At 30.5% G+C, this 15,399-nt stretch carries 17 protein-coding genes and 2 pseudogenes; 18 read left to right on the forward strand and 1 reads right to left on the reverse strand.

Going from position 1 to position 15,399, the window contains the following annotated elements; all coding sequences use genetic code 11:
- The first annotated feature begins 29 nt into the window (after window positions 1-29).
- The 16 genes and pseudogenes from HGPT_RS08975 (at window position 30) to HGPT_RS00365 (ending at window position 11,025) form a co-directional block, all read left to right on the forward strand.
- Window positions 30-364, forward strand: a pseudogene (locus HGPT_RS08975) (hypothetical protein).
- Between the two features lie 208 nt (window positions 365-572).
- The gene (locus HGPT_RS09125; protein ID WP_019137905.1) at window positions 573-719 is read left to right on the forward strand and encodes a CD1871A family CXXC motif-containing protein; all 147 of its coding nucleotides are present in this window, start codon (window positions 573-575) and stop codon (window positions 717-719) included.
- Window positions 712-1,604, forward strand: a pseudogene (locus HGPT_RS00305) (4Fe-4S binding protein). The gene HGPT_RS09125 and the pseudogene HGPT_RS00305 overlap by 8 nt, the downstream one beginning before the upstream one ends.
- Entirely contained in the window at window positions 1,588-2,157 is a 570-nt protein-coding gene (locus HGPT_RS00310; protein ID WP_019137906.1) for a TlpA family protein disulfide reductase, read from the forward strand. Before HGPT_RS00305 ends, HGPT_RS00310 begins: the two are co-directional and overlap by 17 nt.
- Before the next feature lie 217 nt (window positions 2,158-2,374).
- Entirely contained in the window at window positions 2,375-3,982 is a 1,608-nt protein-coding gene (hcp, locus tag HGPT_RS00315; RefSeq protein WP_218914852.1) for a hydroxylamine reductase, read from the forward strand.
- 315 nt (window positions 3,983-4,297) lie between these two features.
- Entirely contained in the window at window positions 4,298-5,302 is a 1,005-nt protein-coding gene (locus HGPT_RS00320) for a methionine ABC transporter ATP-binding protein (protein WP_019137908.1), read from the forward strand.
- Window positions 5,302-5,955 carry a methionine ABC transporter permease gene (locus tag HGPT_RS00325; RefSeq protein ID WP_019137909.1) on the forward strand — a complete coding sequence of 218 codons (654 nt, stop codon included), beginning with the start codon at window positions 5,302-5,304 and terminating at the stop codon, window positions 5,953-5,955. Before HGPT_RS00320 ends, HGPT_RS00325 begins: the two co-directional genes overlap by 1 nt.
- Window positions 5,956-6,073: 118 nt before the next feature.
- Complete coding sequence (locus HGPT_RS00330) at window positions 6,074-6,874, forward strand: MetQ/NlpA family ABC transporter substrate-binding protein (RefSeq protein ID WP_019137910.1); 801 nt, start codon at window positions 6,074-6,076, stop codon at window positions 6,872-6,874.
- Window positions 6,875-6,995: 121 nt separating this feature from the next.
- Window positions 6,996-7,121, forward strand: coding sequence for a hypothetical protein (locus HGPT_RS10260; RefSeq protein ID WP_019137911.1), 126 nt, complete (start codon window positions 6,996-6,998; stop codon window positions 7,119-7,121).
- Between the two features lie 96 nt (window positions 7,122-7,217).
- Window positions 7,218-7,688: a hypothetical protein gene (locus HGPT_RS00335; RefSeq protein WP_019137912.1), complete on the forward strand. Its 471-nt coding sequence runs from the start codon at window positions 7,218-7,220 to the stop codon at window positions 7,686-7,688.
- A gap of 227 nt (window positions 7,689-7,915) precedes the next feature.
- Window positions 7,916-8,233, forward strand: coding sequence for a DUF2975 domain-containing protein (locus HGPT_RS09380; RefSeq protein WP_019137913.1), 318 nt, complete (start codon window positions 7,916-7,918; stop codon window positions 8,231-8,233).
- Between the two features lie 2 nt (window positions 8,234-8,235).
- The gene (locus HGPT_RS00345; protein WP_040542317.1) at window positions 8,236-8,454 is read left to right on the forward strand and encodes a helix-turn-helix domain-containing protein; all 219 of its coding nucleotides are present in this window, start codon (window positions 8,236-8,238) and stop codon (window positions 8,452-8,454) included.
- Between the two features lie 84 nt (window positions 8,455-8,538).
- Complete coding sequence (locus HGPT_RS00350) at window positions 8,539-8,811, forward strand: type II toxin-antitoxin system RelB/DinJ family antitoxin (RefSeq protein ID WP_019137915.1); 273 nt, start codon at window positions 8,539-8,541, stop codon at window positions 8,809-8,811.
- Window positions 8,801-9,079 carry a type II toxin-antitoxin system YafQ family toxin gene (locus HGPT_RS00355; protein ID WP_019137916.1) on the forward strand — a complete coding sequence of 93 codons (279 nt, stop codon included), beginning with the start codon at window positions 8,801-8,803 and terminating at the stop codon, window positions 9,077-9,079. The genes HGPT_RS00350 and HGPT_RS00355 overlap by 11 nt, the downstream gene beginning before the upstream one ends.
- A 222-nt stretch (window positions 9,080-9,301) precedes the next feature.
- Window positions 9,302-9,589, forward strand: a complete 288-nt coding sequence (locus HGPT_RS00360) for a hypothetical protein (protein ID WP_019137917.1) — start codon at window positions 9,302-9,304, stop codon at window positions 9,587-9,589.
- A 173-nt stretch (window positions 9,590-9,762) separates the two neighbouring features.
- Window positions 9,763-11,025 (forward strand): S1C family serine protease, encoded by a 1,263-nt coding sequence (locus HGPT_RS00365; protein WP_019137918.1) that lies wholly within the window; start codon window positions 9,763-9,765, stop codon window positions 11,023-11,025.
- A gap of 64 nt (window positions 11,026-11,089) precedes the next feature.
- Here HGPT_RS00365 and HGPT_RS00370 read toward each other — a convergent pair whose 3' ends face one another.
- Window positions 11,090-12,058: a LysR family transcriptional regulator gene (locus tag HGPT_RS00370; protein WP_019137919.1), complete on the reverse strand. Its 969-nt coding sequence runs from the start codon at window positions 12,056-12,058 to the stop codon at window positions 11,090-11,092.
- 681 nt (window positions 12,059-12,739) lie between these two features.
- Between HGPT_RS00370 and HGPT_RS00375 the strand changes: the two genes are divergently transcribed.
- Together HGPT_RS00375 and HGPT_RS00380 are read left to right on the forward strand one after the other, a co-directional pair.
- Entirely contained in the window at window positions 12,740-14,590 is a 1,851-nt protein-coding gene (locus HGPT_RS00375) for an LTA synthase family protein (RefSeq protein ID WP_019137921.1), read from the forward strand.
- 7 nt (window positions 14,591-14,597) lie between these two features.
- On the forward strand, window positions 14,598-15,399 hold an 802-nt coding region (locus HGPT_RS00380), incomplete at its 3' end, for an amidohydrolase (RefSeq protein ID WP_019137922.1).

The following is a 15,399-nucleotide window of genomic DNA, read 5'->3' on the forward strand; positions in this document are numbered from 1 at the left end:
AGGGTGATATTGACGAATACCTAAAAGGAGTGGAAGCTTTAGAAAAATTAAATGAAAATTCAAAAATTTTAATTGCAGAAGCTTGCACTCATGCTCCAGCAGAAGAAGATATTGGCAGAATAAAAATACCAAATATGATAAGAAAAAAATATGGAGAAAATATTCAAGTTGATGTGAGTAGTGGTTCAGTTTTTCCAGAGAATATTTGTGATTATGATTTAATAATTCAGTGTGGTGGCTGCATGTTAAATGCAAAAAATATAAGAAGCAGAATAAAAAAGGCAAAAGAAAAAATATTCCAATAACAAATTATGGAATAGTAATTGCTCATTTTAAGGGAATACTTGATAAAATAAATTATTAAAGATTTGTTTGTTATATAAACTTATAAAAAGATTTCAGAGATGATATATTTTCTCTGGAATTTTTTTATTTAAAAGTTTATAGCTAGATTAAAGAAAATATGAAAATTTACACAAAATTAAAAATTATTTTTATAAAAATTAAGAAAATAAAGATTTCTTAACATTATCTTTACATCCTAAATGCTATACTAGATGTGAGGTGAAAACATGAAGGATTTTGCAGAAAAGAAATTATCTTATCTTATGCTACTTTTATCTGTTGCCTTTATTATTTATGGAGCTTACAGACAGGAAGTGGATACTGTCCTTTCCAAGGCGATAAGAATTTGCTTGGAGTGCGTTGGAATTGGTTAATTTAATAAATCTTCTAAAAAACATTGGTAAAAGACGAAACATCTTTCAAGCTTCTTTTGCCTTTCTTACAAATTTACATATTCCAAATTTTTTTAAGGGAACTATTTACACAGGTAAGACAAAGAGCCTTTGTGTGCCAGGTTTAAATTGTTATTCTTGTCCTGGTGCAGCCTTTTCTTGTCCCATAGGATCCTTTCAAGCAATAGTTGGCTCGTCAAAATTTAATTTTGCCTATTATGTGACGGGACTTATGCTTTTGTTTGGAACTTTATTTGGCAGACTTATTTGTGGTTTTATGTGCCCCTTTGGTTTTTTTCAAGATCTTTTATATAAGATTCCCACAAAAAATTCTCAACAAGGAAATTTGCTTTTTTAAAGTACTTTAAGTACTTAGTTCTAATTTTCGTGGTGTGGCTTTTTGGAATATTTTTGACTGACGAGTTGGGAGGAGCTTCTCCGTATTTTTGTCAGTATATTTGTCCACAGGGGATACTAGAGGGAGGAATACCTCTATCGCTTGCCAATAAAAGTATTAGGGCTGCTCTTGGAAATTTGTTTAAGTTAAAATTCACTATTCTTTTACTTGTAATTTTACTTTCAATATTTTTCTACAGACCTTTCTGCAAATACTTGTGCCCTCTAGGAGCCTTTTATGCAATAAGCAACAAGTTTTCATTTTATAAATATCATGTTGATGATAAATGTATTTCATGTGGAAAGTGCAAGAGAGTTTGTAAGATGGATGTTGATATGTCGAAAAATCAAAATGCTCTTGAATGCATAAGATGTGGTGACTGCATGAGAGCTTGTCCTACTTCTGCAATTTCTACCTCTATTAATAAAAATAGTATTGATGAAGGAGTTAGTTATGAAAAAAATATATAATAAATCAGCTAAATTATTTGTCCTTTTAGTCTTATTAGTATCTTTAACTGCCTGCACAAGCAAGGCTCCTCAAGAAACTGAACTTTCAAGTGGTGAGACTTTTCCAAAATTTGATGCTGTTGACTTTAAGGGAAATCCTGTAAATAATGATGTTTTTAAAGATCATCCTGTGACTCTACTTAATATTTGGTTTACAGGTTGTCAGGGTTGTATCGATGAAATGCCCGCTCTTCAACAAATTAGTGAAGAGTTAAAAGATAAAAATGTAAAGGTTATGTCAATTTGCCTTGACACTTACGAAGATAAAAAAATAAAAGAAGAGGCAGAAAAAATCCTCCAAGCTAAGGGTGTAAATTACACTAATTTAGCTGTTAAACCTTCTGAAGAAATTGATGCCTATCTAAAAAATCTAACAGCTTTTCCAACTAATCTTTTAATTAATAGAGAAGGAAAAGTTGTGGGAGATGTAAGTGTTGGTTCAGTTGATGATAAGGATAAAAAAGCTGAACTAATGAAAAAAATTGACGAAATAATTGCTAATGACGGAAAATAATCTAATTTATTTAGATTATTAATCACTTTTAGTGATTCCTCATTAATATACACCTATTTGAGACTCGTGCTAAGCATGGGTCTCATTTTTTTATAAAAATATAAGTGTTGCATATGCAACGGAAATTTTGAGAAACTTCCATTAAAATAGAATTAGATTTTGAGATGAAGGAATAATTTTTAGATATATAAAAATAGAAAGGATGAAAGATATGAATATGTTTTGTTATCAATGCCAAGAAACTTTTAAAAATAGTGGATGTACAAAAAATGGAGTTTGTGGAAAGACTCACCAAGTTGCAAATCTTCAAGATTTTTTAATTTGGATATCCAAAGGACTTTCTGAAATTGCAACAAAAAGTGAAAAGGAAAATAAAGAAGTCATAGATAGAGTTATTTTAAATTTATTTACAACAATAACTAATGCAAATTTTGATGATGAACAAATTAGAGATAGAATTGTAAAAACTGTTGAACTTATGAATCTTTTAAGAGATGACAAAGATTACAGCCAAGCTGCTAGTTGGTCTTCAGTTGATTTTGATGAAATAATGGAAAAAATAAATTCAGGTCAAGTTTCTGTTTTAAGCGAAGAAAATGAAGACATAAGAAGTTTAAAAGAACTAATAACTTATGGATTAAAGGGAATGGCAGCTTATACTAGACACGCAAAAGTTTTGGGTTATGAAAGTAAAGAAGTAAATGATTTTATTTTAAAAACTATGGCAGAACTTTTAAAAGAAAAATCTCTTGATGAATTAATTGATCTAACTTTAAAAACTGGTGAAATGGGATATAAGGCAATGGCAACTCTTGATGAAGCCAACACAAGTTCTTATGGCAATCCAGAAATTTCTAATGTAAATATTGGAACTAGAAATAAGCCTGGTATTTTAGTATCTGGTCACGACTTAAAGGATTTTGAAATGCTACTTGAACAAGCAAAAGATTCTGGTGTAGATATCTACACTCACTCAGAAATGCTTCCTGCAAATTATTATCCAAAGTTTAAAAAGTATGAAAACTTTGTTGGAAATTATGGCAATGCATGGTGGAAACAAAGAGATGAATTTGAATCTTTTAATGGACCAATTTTAATGACTACAAATTGTATCGTTCCTCCAAAGGATTCTTATAAAGACAAATTATTTACAACTGGTGCTGCAGGATATCCTGGATGTACTTATATTTCTGAAGATGAAAATGGCAAGAAGGATTTTTCTAAAATAATTGAACTTGCAAAAACTTGTAAGGCTCCAGAAGAAATTGAAAAGGGAGAAATTGTTGGTGGTTTTGCTCACAGTCAAGTCATGGAACTTGCCGACCAAGTTATTGAAGCTGTAAAAAATGGCGATATAAGTAAATTTGTTGTCATGGCAGGTTGTGACGGCAGAATGGCTGATAGAAATTATTATGAAGAATTTGCAAAAGAACTTCCTGATTCAGCTGTGATTTTGACAGCAGGTTGTGCAAAATATAGGTACAACAAATTAAATCTAGGGGACATCAATGGAATACCGAGAGTTCTAGATGCAGGTCAATGTAACGATTCTTATTCTCTAATTCAAATTGCACTTGCACTTGTTGATGCTTTTGGAGTTGATAGTGTAAATGATCTTCCAATTGCTTATAATATTGCTTGGTACGAACAAAAGGCAGTTATTGTTTTACTTGCACTTTTATCTTTAGGAGTAAAAAATATTCATCTTGGTCCAACTCTTCCAGCATTTTTATCAGAAAATGTGGTTAATGTATTAGTTGAAAACTTTGGAATTGCTGGAATAAGTAGTGTAGAAGAGGACATGAAAATTTTAAAAATAAAATAAATATTATGCTTGACTTTTAAAATATAAGCTAATATAATCATAAGTAATTTATAAATAAACTTTTGAGAAGAAGAGTAACCTAAAATTTTGATTAAAGAGAGCTTCGTTTTGGTGAAAGAAGTAGATAGATTTTTTGTGAACATGGCCTTCTCTAGGAGATATCGATATTAGATATTTACGGGACTTCCCGTTACAGAAGTAGAGTATGATAGTACTTGAAGAGGTTGCTTTCGCGAGAAAGTGATAAATTAAGGTGGTAACACGAGCTTTCGTCCTTATGGATGGAAGCTCTTTTTTTATTCTTGTGGAGGAAAAATGATTGAAGTAAAAAACTTAGTTAAAGAATTTAAAACTGATGGAGAAAGTTTTAGAGCTTTAGATAATGTTTCTTTCAAAGTAAATAGAGGAGAGATTTATGGTGTCATTGGTTTATCTGGTGCCGGAAAGTCTACTCTTGTTAGATGTATAAACAGGTTGGAAGAGCCAAGCTCAGGGGAAATTCTTGTCGATGGTAAATCCATTATTGGATTAGATGAAAAGGAACTTAGAGCTGCAAGAAAAGATATTGGAATGATTTTTCAGTATTTCAATTTATTTATGCAAAAAACTGTGGCAGAAAATATTGCTTATCCTCTCGAAATTTCAGGAGTGAGTAGGGAAGATATAAATAAAAGAGTCGATGAACTTTTAAAATTTATTGACTTAGAAGATAAGAAAAATTCTTATCCAGCAGAATTATCTGGTGGACAAAAACAAAGAGTTGCTATTGCAAGATCCATTGCTACAAATCCATCAATTTTACTTTCAGATGAAGGGACATCAGCTCTTGATCCTGCAAACACAAAATCAATCCTAAATCTTTTGAAGAAAATAGTTGATGAATTTGACATGACAGTAATAATGATCACTCATCAAATGGAAGTGGCAAAGGAAATTTGTGATAGAATTGCAGTTATGCAGGCAGGCAAAATAATAGAAGAAAATACTACTAAGGAACTATTTACAAATCCAAAGACTGCAGTGACAAGATCTTTTATAAAAAATCTAGAAGATGAAGTGGAAGAAGGCTATGTAAATGGCGATGATTACAAGGGAGATGTCTTGAGATTATCCTATGCGGATGAAAACTACGACAAACCGATTCTCTCCCAATGTGTAAAAAAATTTGAAATTGACTTTTCAATTTTGTCAGGAAATATTAATAAATTAAATGCAGCTAGCGTTGGTTATCTTACAGTTCAAATCCTTGGACAAGATGAAGAGAGAAAAAGAGCCATTGAGTTTTTAAAAGAAAATAATGTAAATGTGGAGGTGCTTTGATGGATAGAGTAATTGATATAGTTTTACCAGCAATTCCACAGACTTTAATAATGGTAATTGCATCAACAATAATTTCTCTTTTAATAGGTCTTCCCCTTGGAATAATACTCACAACCACAAGACCAGGAGGACTTACTGAATCTACAAAAGTGTATTCAATTTTAGATGGAATAATAAATGTTTTGAGGTCTTTTCCCTTTGTGATCTTGATGATTGTTGTTTTTCCACTATCAAGATTAATAGTTGGAAAATCTTATGGAACAGCGGCAATGATAATTCCCCTTTCAGTTTCAGCAGCACCCTTTGTTGCAAGGTTAATGGAAGGATATTTTATCCAAGTTGATTCAGGAATAATTGAGGCAGCTAAGTCTATGGGATCTTCTAAAAGAGAAATAATTTTTAAGGTCTTGATACCTGAAGCAATGCCAATGATAGTTACAGGAATAACTATGACAATTATAAATGTAATTGGTTATTCTGCCATGGCTGGTGTCATGGGTGGAGGCGGCCTAGGGGATGTGGCAAATAGATATGGTTACCAAAGAAATGAACCACTAATACTTTGGTCAGCAGTTATTGTTATTATTATTTTAGTACAAATAGTACAATTTGTTGGTAATTTACTTACAAAAAAAATAGATAAGAGAAAGTAAAAATAGGCAAAGGAAATTTGTGATAAATTTATTTAAAAATTTTATTTATAATTTAGTTAATAATTTTTTTGAGGAGGATATATATGAAAAATTTTAAAAATTATTTTTATTAGGATCAGTGGTCCTATCACTTGCCCTAACAGGATGTGGCGGTGCAAAGAAAGAAGAAGCAGAAGCTCCAGCAGATGGGGACAACAAAATTGTAATTGGTGTTTCACCTACACCTCATGGCGAAATCATCGAAGGTTTAAAGCCAGAATTTGAAAAAGAAGGACTTGATGTTGAAGTTGTAAATTTTGACGATTACATTCAACCAAATCTTCAACTTGAAGCAGGAGATCTTGATGCAAACTACTTCCAACACAAACCATATCTTGACAGTTTTGTAGAAGAAAGAAACATTGAAAACCTTGATGTTCTTGGTTATGTTCACATTGAACCAATGGCTTTATATTCTGAAAAATATAAGTCAGTTGAAGAAATCGAAGATGGTGCAGAAATTATTATTCCAAATGATCCAAGTAATGGTGCCAGAGCCTTAATTCTTCTTGAAGATGCAGGTCTTATAAAATTAAAGGACAAGACAAACCTTAATTCAACAGAAAAAGATATTGCAGAAAATCCAAAGAATTTAAAATTCACAGCAATGGATGCACCTTCAATTGCACAAGTGTATAAGGATGCAGGAGCTGCAGTTATAAATTCAAACTTTGCAATTGGACAAGGTCTTGACCCAACTAAGGATTCAATTTTCTTAGAATCAACTGATTCACCTTATGCAAACTTAGTTGCAATTAGAAAAGAAGATGCAGAAAAAGAAAAATTCCAAAAATTATTAAAGGTAATTAATTCTGATGTAGCAAAGAAATTAATAGAAGAAAAATTTGAAGGAGCTGTAATACCAGCTTTTGAAAAATAAATAAGAATTTGTGAGATCCTTTGGGATCTCTTTTTTAGTATCAAAAATAGTGTAAGAAAGGAAGTAATTCCTATCTTACACTATTTTGTATAATGAAGAAGTAGTGTGACGAGGCGCTTTTATGGTTAAAACATCCGATTTATCCCTACTAACAATTGGACTTGTAAATGATATGTTCACAGAAAAGAATAACAATGAATACAAATATAAGGAAGTGGCTACACAAGAAGACTTTGATAAGTTTTAAGTCATTACGAATGATATTGACAAACTATAATTATTGTTTTACAATAATAATCAAAGATAATTATCGTTTTACAATAATTCAATGGGGAGGATTATCATGAGAAAAAGATTTTTAATAATGGCTATTTTTCTTGTTTTTTCTATAGTTTTAACTTCTTGTAGTCCAAATACTACAACAGAACAAACAAGTAGTAAAAAAGAAGAAAAAGTTGAAATATTTGATTCTAACAGTAAAAAAATTGTAGAAACAGAAGAACAAGAAGTTCTAGACTACTTTAGTAATTTGACAGGAATGAGTGCAGAAAATATTAATGATAAAAATTTCGACGATTATTTTAAAGAAATACCAGATGATGCAATAGAGTCTTACCACTTCTTATTAACCAGCAAGAGAGAGGATAAAAAAGCTACAAAGATAGATTTTTATATTTATGAAAATTATCCATATATTACAATGGAGGGAATGCCCTTGATGCCATCTTCATTAACCTGGGAACTTTCTAAAGAAGATTTAAATTATTTGAAGGATAGAGTACAAGAATGGAAAGATGTAGATGATAATAGATAAACGAAAGTGTTGAGGAGAAGTTATGAAGAGTTTTATTTTTAAAATAGCGATTATATTATCTAAGGTTTTAAGATATATTTCATATTTGGGAGCAGTTTTTTACCTTACTTGGAAGTGTATTAACTCTGATTTTTAAAGATGATGTAATACAAGTAGTTGAATCTCATCAATTTAATCTACAAGAAGTTTCACTTCCTTTTATTATTTATTCATGCTTGAGTGCTCTTATGATATTCATTGTTGCTGGTTTCTCATTGGATAAATTTGAGAAGATTTTAGTGAATTTAGAGAAGAAAGATTATTTTTCAGACTTAAATTCAAAATATTCGAGAGATATATTAATAGCACTTATAGTTCTGACGATTTGTCAAATTATTTCTATGCTAGTTTTCAATTATCTTAAAGTGGACAATATTAGCAGTGTTTTTAATTTAACTATTAAGGATTATTTAACGAATATAATTTTGATGGTTATAGCATTTTCATCAATGATGATATTTAATTCGGGAAAATCCTTAAAAGAAGATTCGGAAAGTATAATTTGAAAATGAAGGATCAAATAATTATAAATCTGGATCAAGTGTTAAAAAAGAAAAATATGACATCAAAAGAGCTCGCAGGAAGGATAGGAATAACCGAAGCAAATTTATCAATATTAAAAACAGGAAAGGCCAAAGGTATTAGATTTAATACTTTAGCTAGCATTTGTAAAGAGCTTGATTGTCAACCAGGTGATTTATTGGAGTACGTTTATAACGAAGAGTAATAACCTATTCACTATATATTATAATGACAATGTGTTGACTACGCACTAATTTAGTCATATAATAATCTCAAAGGAGATGATGAAATGGCTACAACAAATTTGAATATAAGAACAGATAAAGAAATAAAAGAAGCAGCAGAAAAAATCTATTCCAGTTTAGGATTAAATATGACTACTGCCATTAACATGTTTTTAAGAGCGAGTATTAGAGAAAGTGGCATTCCCTTTGAGTTAAAACTGGATGTTCCAAATGATGAAACCATACAAGCTATAGAAGAAGGAAGAATGATAGCAAAAGATAAGAGCGTCAGAGCTTACGATAATATGGATGACTTGAGGAAAGCCCTTGAAGTATAAAATAAAGTTTACTAAAAGATTTAAAAAAGACCTAAAGCAAGCTAAAAAACAAGGAAAAGATATTGAAAAGCTCTTTGATATTATCGAGAAATTAGCAGCAAATGAAACTCTTGATGAAAGATATAGAGACCATTCATTAACGGGAAATTACAAGGGGACTCGAGAATGTCATATAGAGCCAGATTTTTTATTAATATATGAAAAAATAGAAGAGGTTTTAGTATTATCTCTAGTAAGGACTGGCTCACACTCTGAATTATTTAAGTAATAACGATGAATTTAAAAAGATAGGGCTGGAATTAAATTGTAAAAAAGAAATTATTGTTGATACTAGCAATAATTGCATTCATCACACTTATAGTATCAATATACATGTCATATAAAACAGGAAAAACAGAATATGCATGGATAATTGGTTCTATGCTTTTTGGTATAGGGTGTGGTAGTAAATACGTCAATGAGAAAAAAATAGAAAGCTAAGGAGGAAGTTATGTGGTTAATTTTTGGAATAGGTGCCATAATATTTGCACTATTAAATGTGATGACAACGATAAAAAATAAAAATGCAGAACGATATAGATTTTTGAGTTTATCTTTAACAGCTTTAACAGTATGTGCATTCTATTTTGATGGAGCTAGCCGTGTAATTAAAGAAGACTGGGGTGGTCTTATGGACATTATGCCTACAATGAGCAAAGCATTATGGGTTCTAGTTATATTGTCTATATCTGTTAACTCTGTATCTATTTTTAAAAAGAAACGATTAAATAAAAATTGATTTTAAACTAATATTGAATAATGTTTACAGCACTTACTATTTGTAGGTGCTTTTTTTATGAGAGTAAAAGAAAAAAGATTTACATTCTTTTCAAAAAGCTTTGATAATAAATTCATTAATCTTTCACAAAATAATACTAAGATAAAGTCATAAAATATGTTAGGAGGAAGAATATGGATAAAAATGATAAATACAGTAAAAATCAAGGTATGGGAAAAATTATAATAATTATTGCCCTTGTTTTTTCACTAATTGGTGGGATAATTGGTTCAGCAATTACAACTTATAAAATATTGCCACAAGCTGGAAATACTGAAGTTAAAAATAATGATTCTAATATAACAATTTCTGCCAAAGACAATGTAACAGTAGCATCTGCTGTCGCAAAAAAGGCTATGTCCTCTGTTGTTGGTATTACAACTAAGGGAGTTCAACAATCTTTCTTCGGACAAGTTGAAGTTCAAGGTGTTGGATCTGGTGTAATAGTTGACTCTGATGGATATATTCTTACAAATGCCCACGTTGTAAAATTAAATAATCAAGTTGTAAAAGATGTCACAGTAAGACTAAATAATGAAAAAGATTTGCAAGGAAAGACAATTTGGGCAGATGATATGATTGATCTTGCCATTGTAAAAATAAATACAAAAGACAAATTAAATGTTGCAAGTTTAGGTGATTCTGATGATCTTTCAATAGGAGATCCTGCAATTGCTATAGGAAACCCAATTTCATTACAATTTTCTCAAACTGTAACTCAAGGTATAATTTCAGGTCTTGATAGATATGTTGGAGCAGTAAGTGGTGGAGGCTATATGACTGGTCTTATTCAAACTGATGCCTCAATCAATGGAGGAAACTCAGGTGGAGCTCTTCTAAATTCTGAAGGAGAAGTAGTTGGAATAAATACAGTAAAAGTTCAATCAGCAGAAGGACTTGGATTTTCAATTCCAATTAATTTTATTAAACCAATAATAAAACAAGTTATTGAAACAGGAAATTATAAGGAAATGTCCATGGGAATGTTGACTATGAATTTAAATGTAGCTTCTCAAGTTTTAAATCAAAAGACAAGTGTTGACAAGGGGATTTTTGTCTACAAGGTTTATGACGGATCACCTGCATCAGTTGCCGGTCTTGAAGCTGGAGATATAGTAACAAAAATTGGAAAAAATGAAGTAACTGATAACAATGCTCTTAAATCAATTTTATACAAGTATCAAGTGGGAGATAAGGCTGAAGTAAACTACATTAGAAATGGAAAAGAAATGACAACAGAAGTTACCTTCACTGACTACTCTATAGAAAATGACAAAGAAGCTCAAAAGGATTTGAAATCACAAAATCAAGAAAGAGCTGCACAAGAACAGGAAAGAGCAAGAAGACAAGAAGAATTATTTAATAGATTTAGACAAGAATTTGAATCTAATTTTTAAGTAAAGTTTAAAATAAAAGAGTTTTTATAAAGTAAAAGTGACACTTAATAGTGCCACTTTTACTTTATTTTTTTGCAATTCTTTCAAGTTTTTCTGCGTGAAAGGAGTTAAAATATTCTTCTAAAAGTTCCACAAATCTCTTGGCATATTTAGTGATATACTTATTTTTATTTTTTATGGCGTAGATTCCAAGAGTTACTGGCTTGTTTTTTGAATAAAGAGGAAAAATATTTATATCATCATCAAGTTCTTCTAGCCATCTTTTTATGTTCATTTGAGAAATAAAAACTGCTGCCAGAGCCTTGTTGCAAATTGATAGGGCAATCCTTGAATAGCCTGTTTCTATATAGTCGTTAGGTCTTACTCCAGCTTCTTTAAAACTTTGATTAATTAGACTTCTAATTCTGTTATCTTGAGTATAAAGAAGGAAGGGAATTTCTGAAAAATCTTTAAGGTCTAATTTATTTATAGATTTTTCTTTTAGAGCATCCAAATCTTCAACATACTTTAAAAGTAATCTATCACTAACACAGAGATAGAGTTTTTCATCTAAGAGTAAGCGAGATTTAAGATTTTCATTTTGGTAATTTTCATCAATACTTATTGCCACATCTAACTTATTTTCCAGACACATTTCCTCAAGTTCTTGAGATTGCTTTTCGTGAAGAACTAGACTAACCTTAGGAAATTCTTCTGTAAATTTTTCTATTATTGATGGAATAAACATATCAGCACGAGGAGAGGAAGCCCCTATGACAAGTTTTCCTCTTTCTTCACTTTCAAGATCACGAATTTTATTTATCATATCAGACTCATTAGTAAGGAGCTTTTCAGCATAGGAGAGGTATTCTTCTCCAATGGGAGTGAGCATCAACTTAGGTTTTCTGAAGAAGAATTTTGTCCCATAGTATTCTTCCAACCTTTTTATATGGTTTGAAAGAGTTTGTTGTGAAATATATAATTTTTCTCCAGTTTCATTCATATTAAGTGTCTTTGCAAGTTCTGTAAAATAGTAAATGCTTTCGAAATTCATATTTCCTCCTATCAAAAATATTTTGTTATTCGTACAAATTTTTATTAATTTATTTTGTCATTATTTTATTATATACTATATGCAAGCTAATTGTGAAATAAATATTAAGAATCCCTTATAGTTTACCAGCTTTTTCCTTAATATCACAATTACCGGAATCCCCTTGCACCCACCTCCTTGGGTGCATTTTTTATGCAATAAATTGTGTGGAAAGAAAATAATTTCTATCGTCCATTTTTTTTAATTCCACTTTTTTAAGGAAATAAAAATTTTGAAATAAAAGTGATAATTTTTATCAAAAACCCCTTACAAATATAAAATCATATACTATAATAAAAACAGTTAATGATAGTAAATGTCATTTAACAAAAATACATTTGATTTTGGGAATCCCATAACTCCTAAGATTAATAATAAAATTATACCAATCTTCACTCTGAAAAGAGAAATTAAGGCTGCTCAGGCAGTCTTTTTTGTTGCTTATTTTTATGGAAATTCAAATAAAAAATTTTTTTAGAATTTATATGAACCATTTTTGTAAATTTAAAAGAGATTTTCACAAAAAATTAAAAAGAGATAAATTAGTGAAAGAAAATACTTAAAAAAATATTTACATAAAGTTTACAAAAACTCCCCAAAATTTATAGAATATTATATAATTGAAAATTAGAAGGTGATGTTATGTTTAATAAAGATAAATATAAGGAAGTAAGATCTTTTGATTTTTCAGATATATTGATTCACGCTCTTTATGGTCTTTTAATAACTTTTGCTATGTTATTACTTGCTCCAGGAGATGCTGAAATTCTAGATAAAATTATAAGAAGTCCTCTAGTTATACTTTTAAATTTTATACCAATTTTTTTATTGGGAATTTTGCTTCAAGGTATTTTTGGAAGAAGAAGTGTCAGTCTTATCATTAATTCGATTTTTTATCTTGTGATTTTCATAGTTAATAGGACAAAAGTTATTTATAGGAATGCACCTCTTAGGATTTCAGATTTAAGGCTTGCTCTTGAGGCATTAAATATGTCAAAAAATTCTTTTGCGCCAGATGTGTATGGCCTTGTAGTTTGTATAATAGGGCTTATATTTTTAATTTTACTTGCCCTAATTTTTAAAAGTAAAAAATTAAGGATAAAGGACAGATTAATAGCTATTGTAACAGTTATTTTATCATCTCTTCTTTTATTTAATTTTGTCTACACAAAAGATTCTCTTTACTACAAGCTTCCTTTAATGGGAAACTCTTTTAATTTAATTGACCAGTTTAACTCTAAGGGATTTAATTACACTTTTTTATTTTACTTAGAAAAGTCTTTTGTGAAGGCACCAGAAGGCTACAGTGAAAAGGAAATAAAAGAAAGAGATGTTTTGGATCAAAGTGAAAATATTGAAGCTATTAAAAAAATGGAAAGACCAAATATAATTTGGATAATGGGAGAAGCTTTTACAGATCTATCCCAAGATCTGCACTTTACATTTGCGCCAGAAAATGACCCCAACAAAAATTTAAAAATGCTTCAAAAAAATTCTATTATGCATGGAAGAATTGTGACTCCTTCTTTTGGTGGAGGAACTGGAGATACTGAATTTGATGTCTTGACAGGAACTCTTACAATTAACTGTGCTCCAGATGAAAGTTTTGCCTTTAATGCCATAAAAAGAGATGTTGGTTCAATGCCAAATCTTCTAAAATCAATTGGCTATAAAACTATGGCTTTTCACCCTGGTTATGCTTGGTTTTATGGAAGACAAAATGTTTATCCAAAACTTGGACTTGACGATAATTTCTTTTTAGAAGATATTGAAAATCCAATTAACAAGGGTGATTATTTGTCAGAAGAACAATTTACAGAAATTTATATTAATAGATTTTTGGAAGCAATAAAAAATTCTGATGATCCAGTTTTTTCTTATGCTGTTGATATTCAAAATCACGGACCATATTTTTATGATAAATATGGAGAAAATCTTCCCTATGAATGTAGCGTAAATTTATCGGAAGAAGCTGCAAATAATTTTGGTTCTTATTTCTTGGGAGTTAAGGATATGGACAATATGTTGGGCGAAGTCTACAAGATGATGAATGAAATTGACGAGCCAACTATTATGGTATTTTATGGAGACCATTTGCCAGGACTTGGCAGTGATCCTTCTGCCTTTGATGAAATTGGAATTAAGCTTTCTCATGAAAATCTTGAAAAGGAAATAGAGTTTTATTCAACTCCTTATGTGATTCTTGCCAATGAAAAGGGCAGGGCACTTATGAACAGGGACAATGTTGAAGTGAGAGATGGAAATGCTGTTTCTGCTAACTATCTTTCATCTATGGTATTGGATATGTTAAACTACAATAAAGTGGATAATTTCTTTATATACAATTCGGAAGTGAGAAAAAGACTTCCAATTACATCGAGGAACTTTATCTTTGATGGAGTAAACACTTATCCAAGAAATGATGCCAAGGGTAATACTAAGGCTTATTATGATGATTATAGGAGATATGAATACTACAGGATTAACAAGTAGGTGAATTATGGAAAATATTTTAAAAATTGTTGAAGAAATTTCAGAGGATTTGGATGAACTTAGAAAATTTATTTATGACAATCCAGAAATTGGCTTTGAAGAATATAAATCCTCAAAAGCTCACATAGACTTATTAAAAAAATATGGATTTGAAATAGAGTGTCCTTATCTTGGATGTGAAACTTCTTTTAAGGCAGTTTATGATTCAAAAAAAGAAGGAAGGACTATTTCTTATCTTGCAGAATATGATGCTCTTCCAGGAATTGGACACGGTTGTGGACACAATGTATTAGGAGCCACTGCAAGTGGTGCTGGGATTGTTTTGTCAAAAATAATTGATGAAATAGGTGGAAAAGTAATTGTCTTTGGAACTGCTGCAGAAGAAGTTGGTGGAACAAAGATTGAACTTGCAAGATCAAAGGAACTCCAAGATGTAGATGTTGCTATTGAAATGCATCCAGGGGATAAAAATGCTTTAACTCCAAATTCTCTTGCCCTTGCAACTAGAAGATTTGAATTTTTTGGAAAGACAGCTCACGCATCAGATTCACCTCACGAAGGTATAAATGCACTTGATGCTCAAATAATTTTATTTTCTGCCATAAATGCCCTAAGACAAGAAACAAAAGATGGCTCAAGAATTCATGGGATAATAAAAGATGGCGGAAAAGCTGCAAATGTAATTCCTGATTACACAGATTCAAGATTTTATGCAAGAAGTCCTGAAAAGAAATACCTTTTGGAAATTTTAGAAAAAATCGAAAACTGTGCAAGGGGAGCCGCCCTTGCAACAGGATGCCAAGTAAAAA

The sequence above is a fragment of the Peptoniphilus timonensis JC401 genome (assembly GCF_000312025.1).
Classification (GTDB): Bacteria; Bacillota; Clostridia; order Tissierellales; family Peptoniphilaceae; genus Peptoniphilus_A; species Peptoniphilus_A timonensis.

What these genes read in the sequence shown, in the direction of transcription:
- HGPT_RS09125 (WP_019137905.1), top strand. Translation starts at nt 573, where the DNA reads ATGAAGGATTTTGCAGAAAAGAAATTATCTTATCTTATGCTACTTTTA.
- HGPT_RS00310 (WP_019137906.1), top strand. Translation starts at nt 1,588, where the DNA reads ATGAAAAAAATATATAATAAATCAGCTAAATTATTTGTCCTTTTAGTC.
- hcp (WP_218914852.1), top strand. Translation starts at nt 2,375, where the DNA reads ATGTTTTGTTATCAATGCCAAGAAACTTTTAAAAATAGTGGATGTACA.
- HGPT_RS00320 (WP_019137908.1), top strand. Translation starts at nt 4,298, where the DNA reads ATGATTGAAGTAAAAAACTTAGTTAAAGAATTTAAAACTGATGGAGAA.
- HGPT_RS00325 (WP_019137909.1), top strand. Translation starts at nt 5,302, where the DNA reads ATGGATAGAGTAATTGATATAGTTTTACCAGCAATTCCACAGACTTTA.
- HGPT_RS10260 (WP_019137911.1), top strand. Translation starts at nt 6,996, where the DNA reads ATGGTTAAAACATCCGATTTATCCCTACTAACAATTGGACTTGTAAAT.
- HGPT_RS00335 (WP_019137912.1), top strand. Translation starts at nt 7,218, where the DNA reads ATGAGAAAAAGATTTTTAATAATGGCTATTTTTCTTGTTTTTTCTATA.
- HGPT_RS09380 (WP_019137913.1), top strand. Translation starts at nt 7,916, where the DNA reads ATGATATTCATTGTTGCTGGTTTCTCATTGGATAAATTTGAGAAGATT.
- HGPT_RS00345 (WP_040542317.1), top strand. Translation starts at nt 8,236, where the DNA reads ATGAAGGATCAAATAATTATAAATCTGGATCAAGTGTTAAAAAAGAAA.
- HGPT_RS00350 (WP_019137915.1), top strand. Translation starts at nt 8,539, where the DNA reads ATGGCTACAACAAATTTGAATATAAGAACAGATAAAGAAATAAAAGAA.
- HGPT_RS00360 (WP_019137917.1), top strand. Translation starts at nt 9,302, where the DNA reads ATGTGGTTAATTTTTGGAATAGGTGCCATAATATTTGCACTATTAAAT.
- HGPT_RS00365 (WP_019137918.1), top strand. Translation starts at nt 9,763, where the DNA reads ATGGATAAAAATGATAAATACAGTAAAAATCAAGGTATGGGAAAAATT.
- HGPT_RS00370 (WP_019137919.1), bottom strand. Translation starts at nt 12,058, where the DNA reads ATGAATTTCGAAAGCATTTACTATTTTACAGAACTTGCAAAGACACTT.
- HGPT_RS00375 (WP_019137921.1), top strand. Translation starts at nt 12,740, where the DNA reads ATGTTTAATAAAGATAAATATAAGGAAGTAAGATCTTTTGATTTTTCA.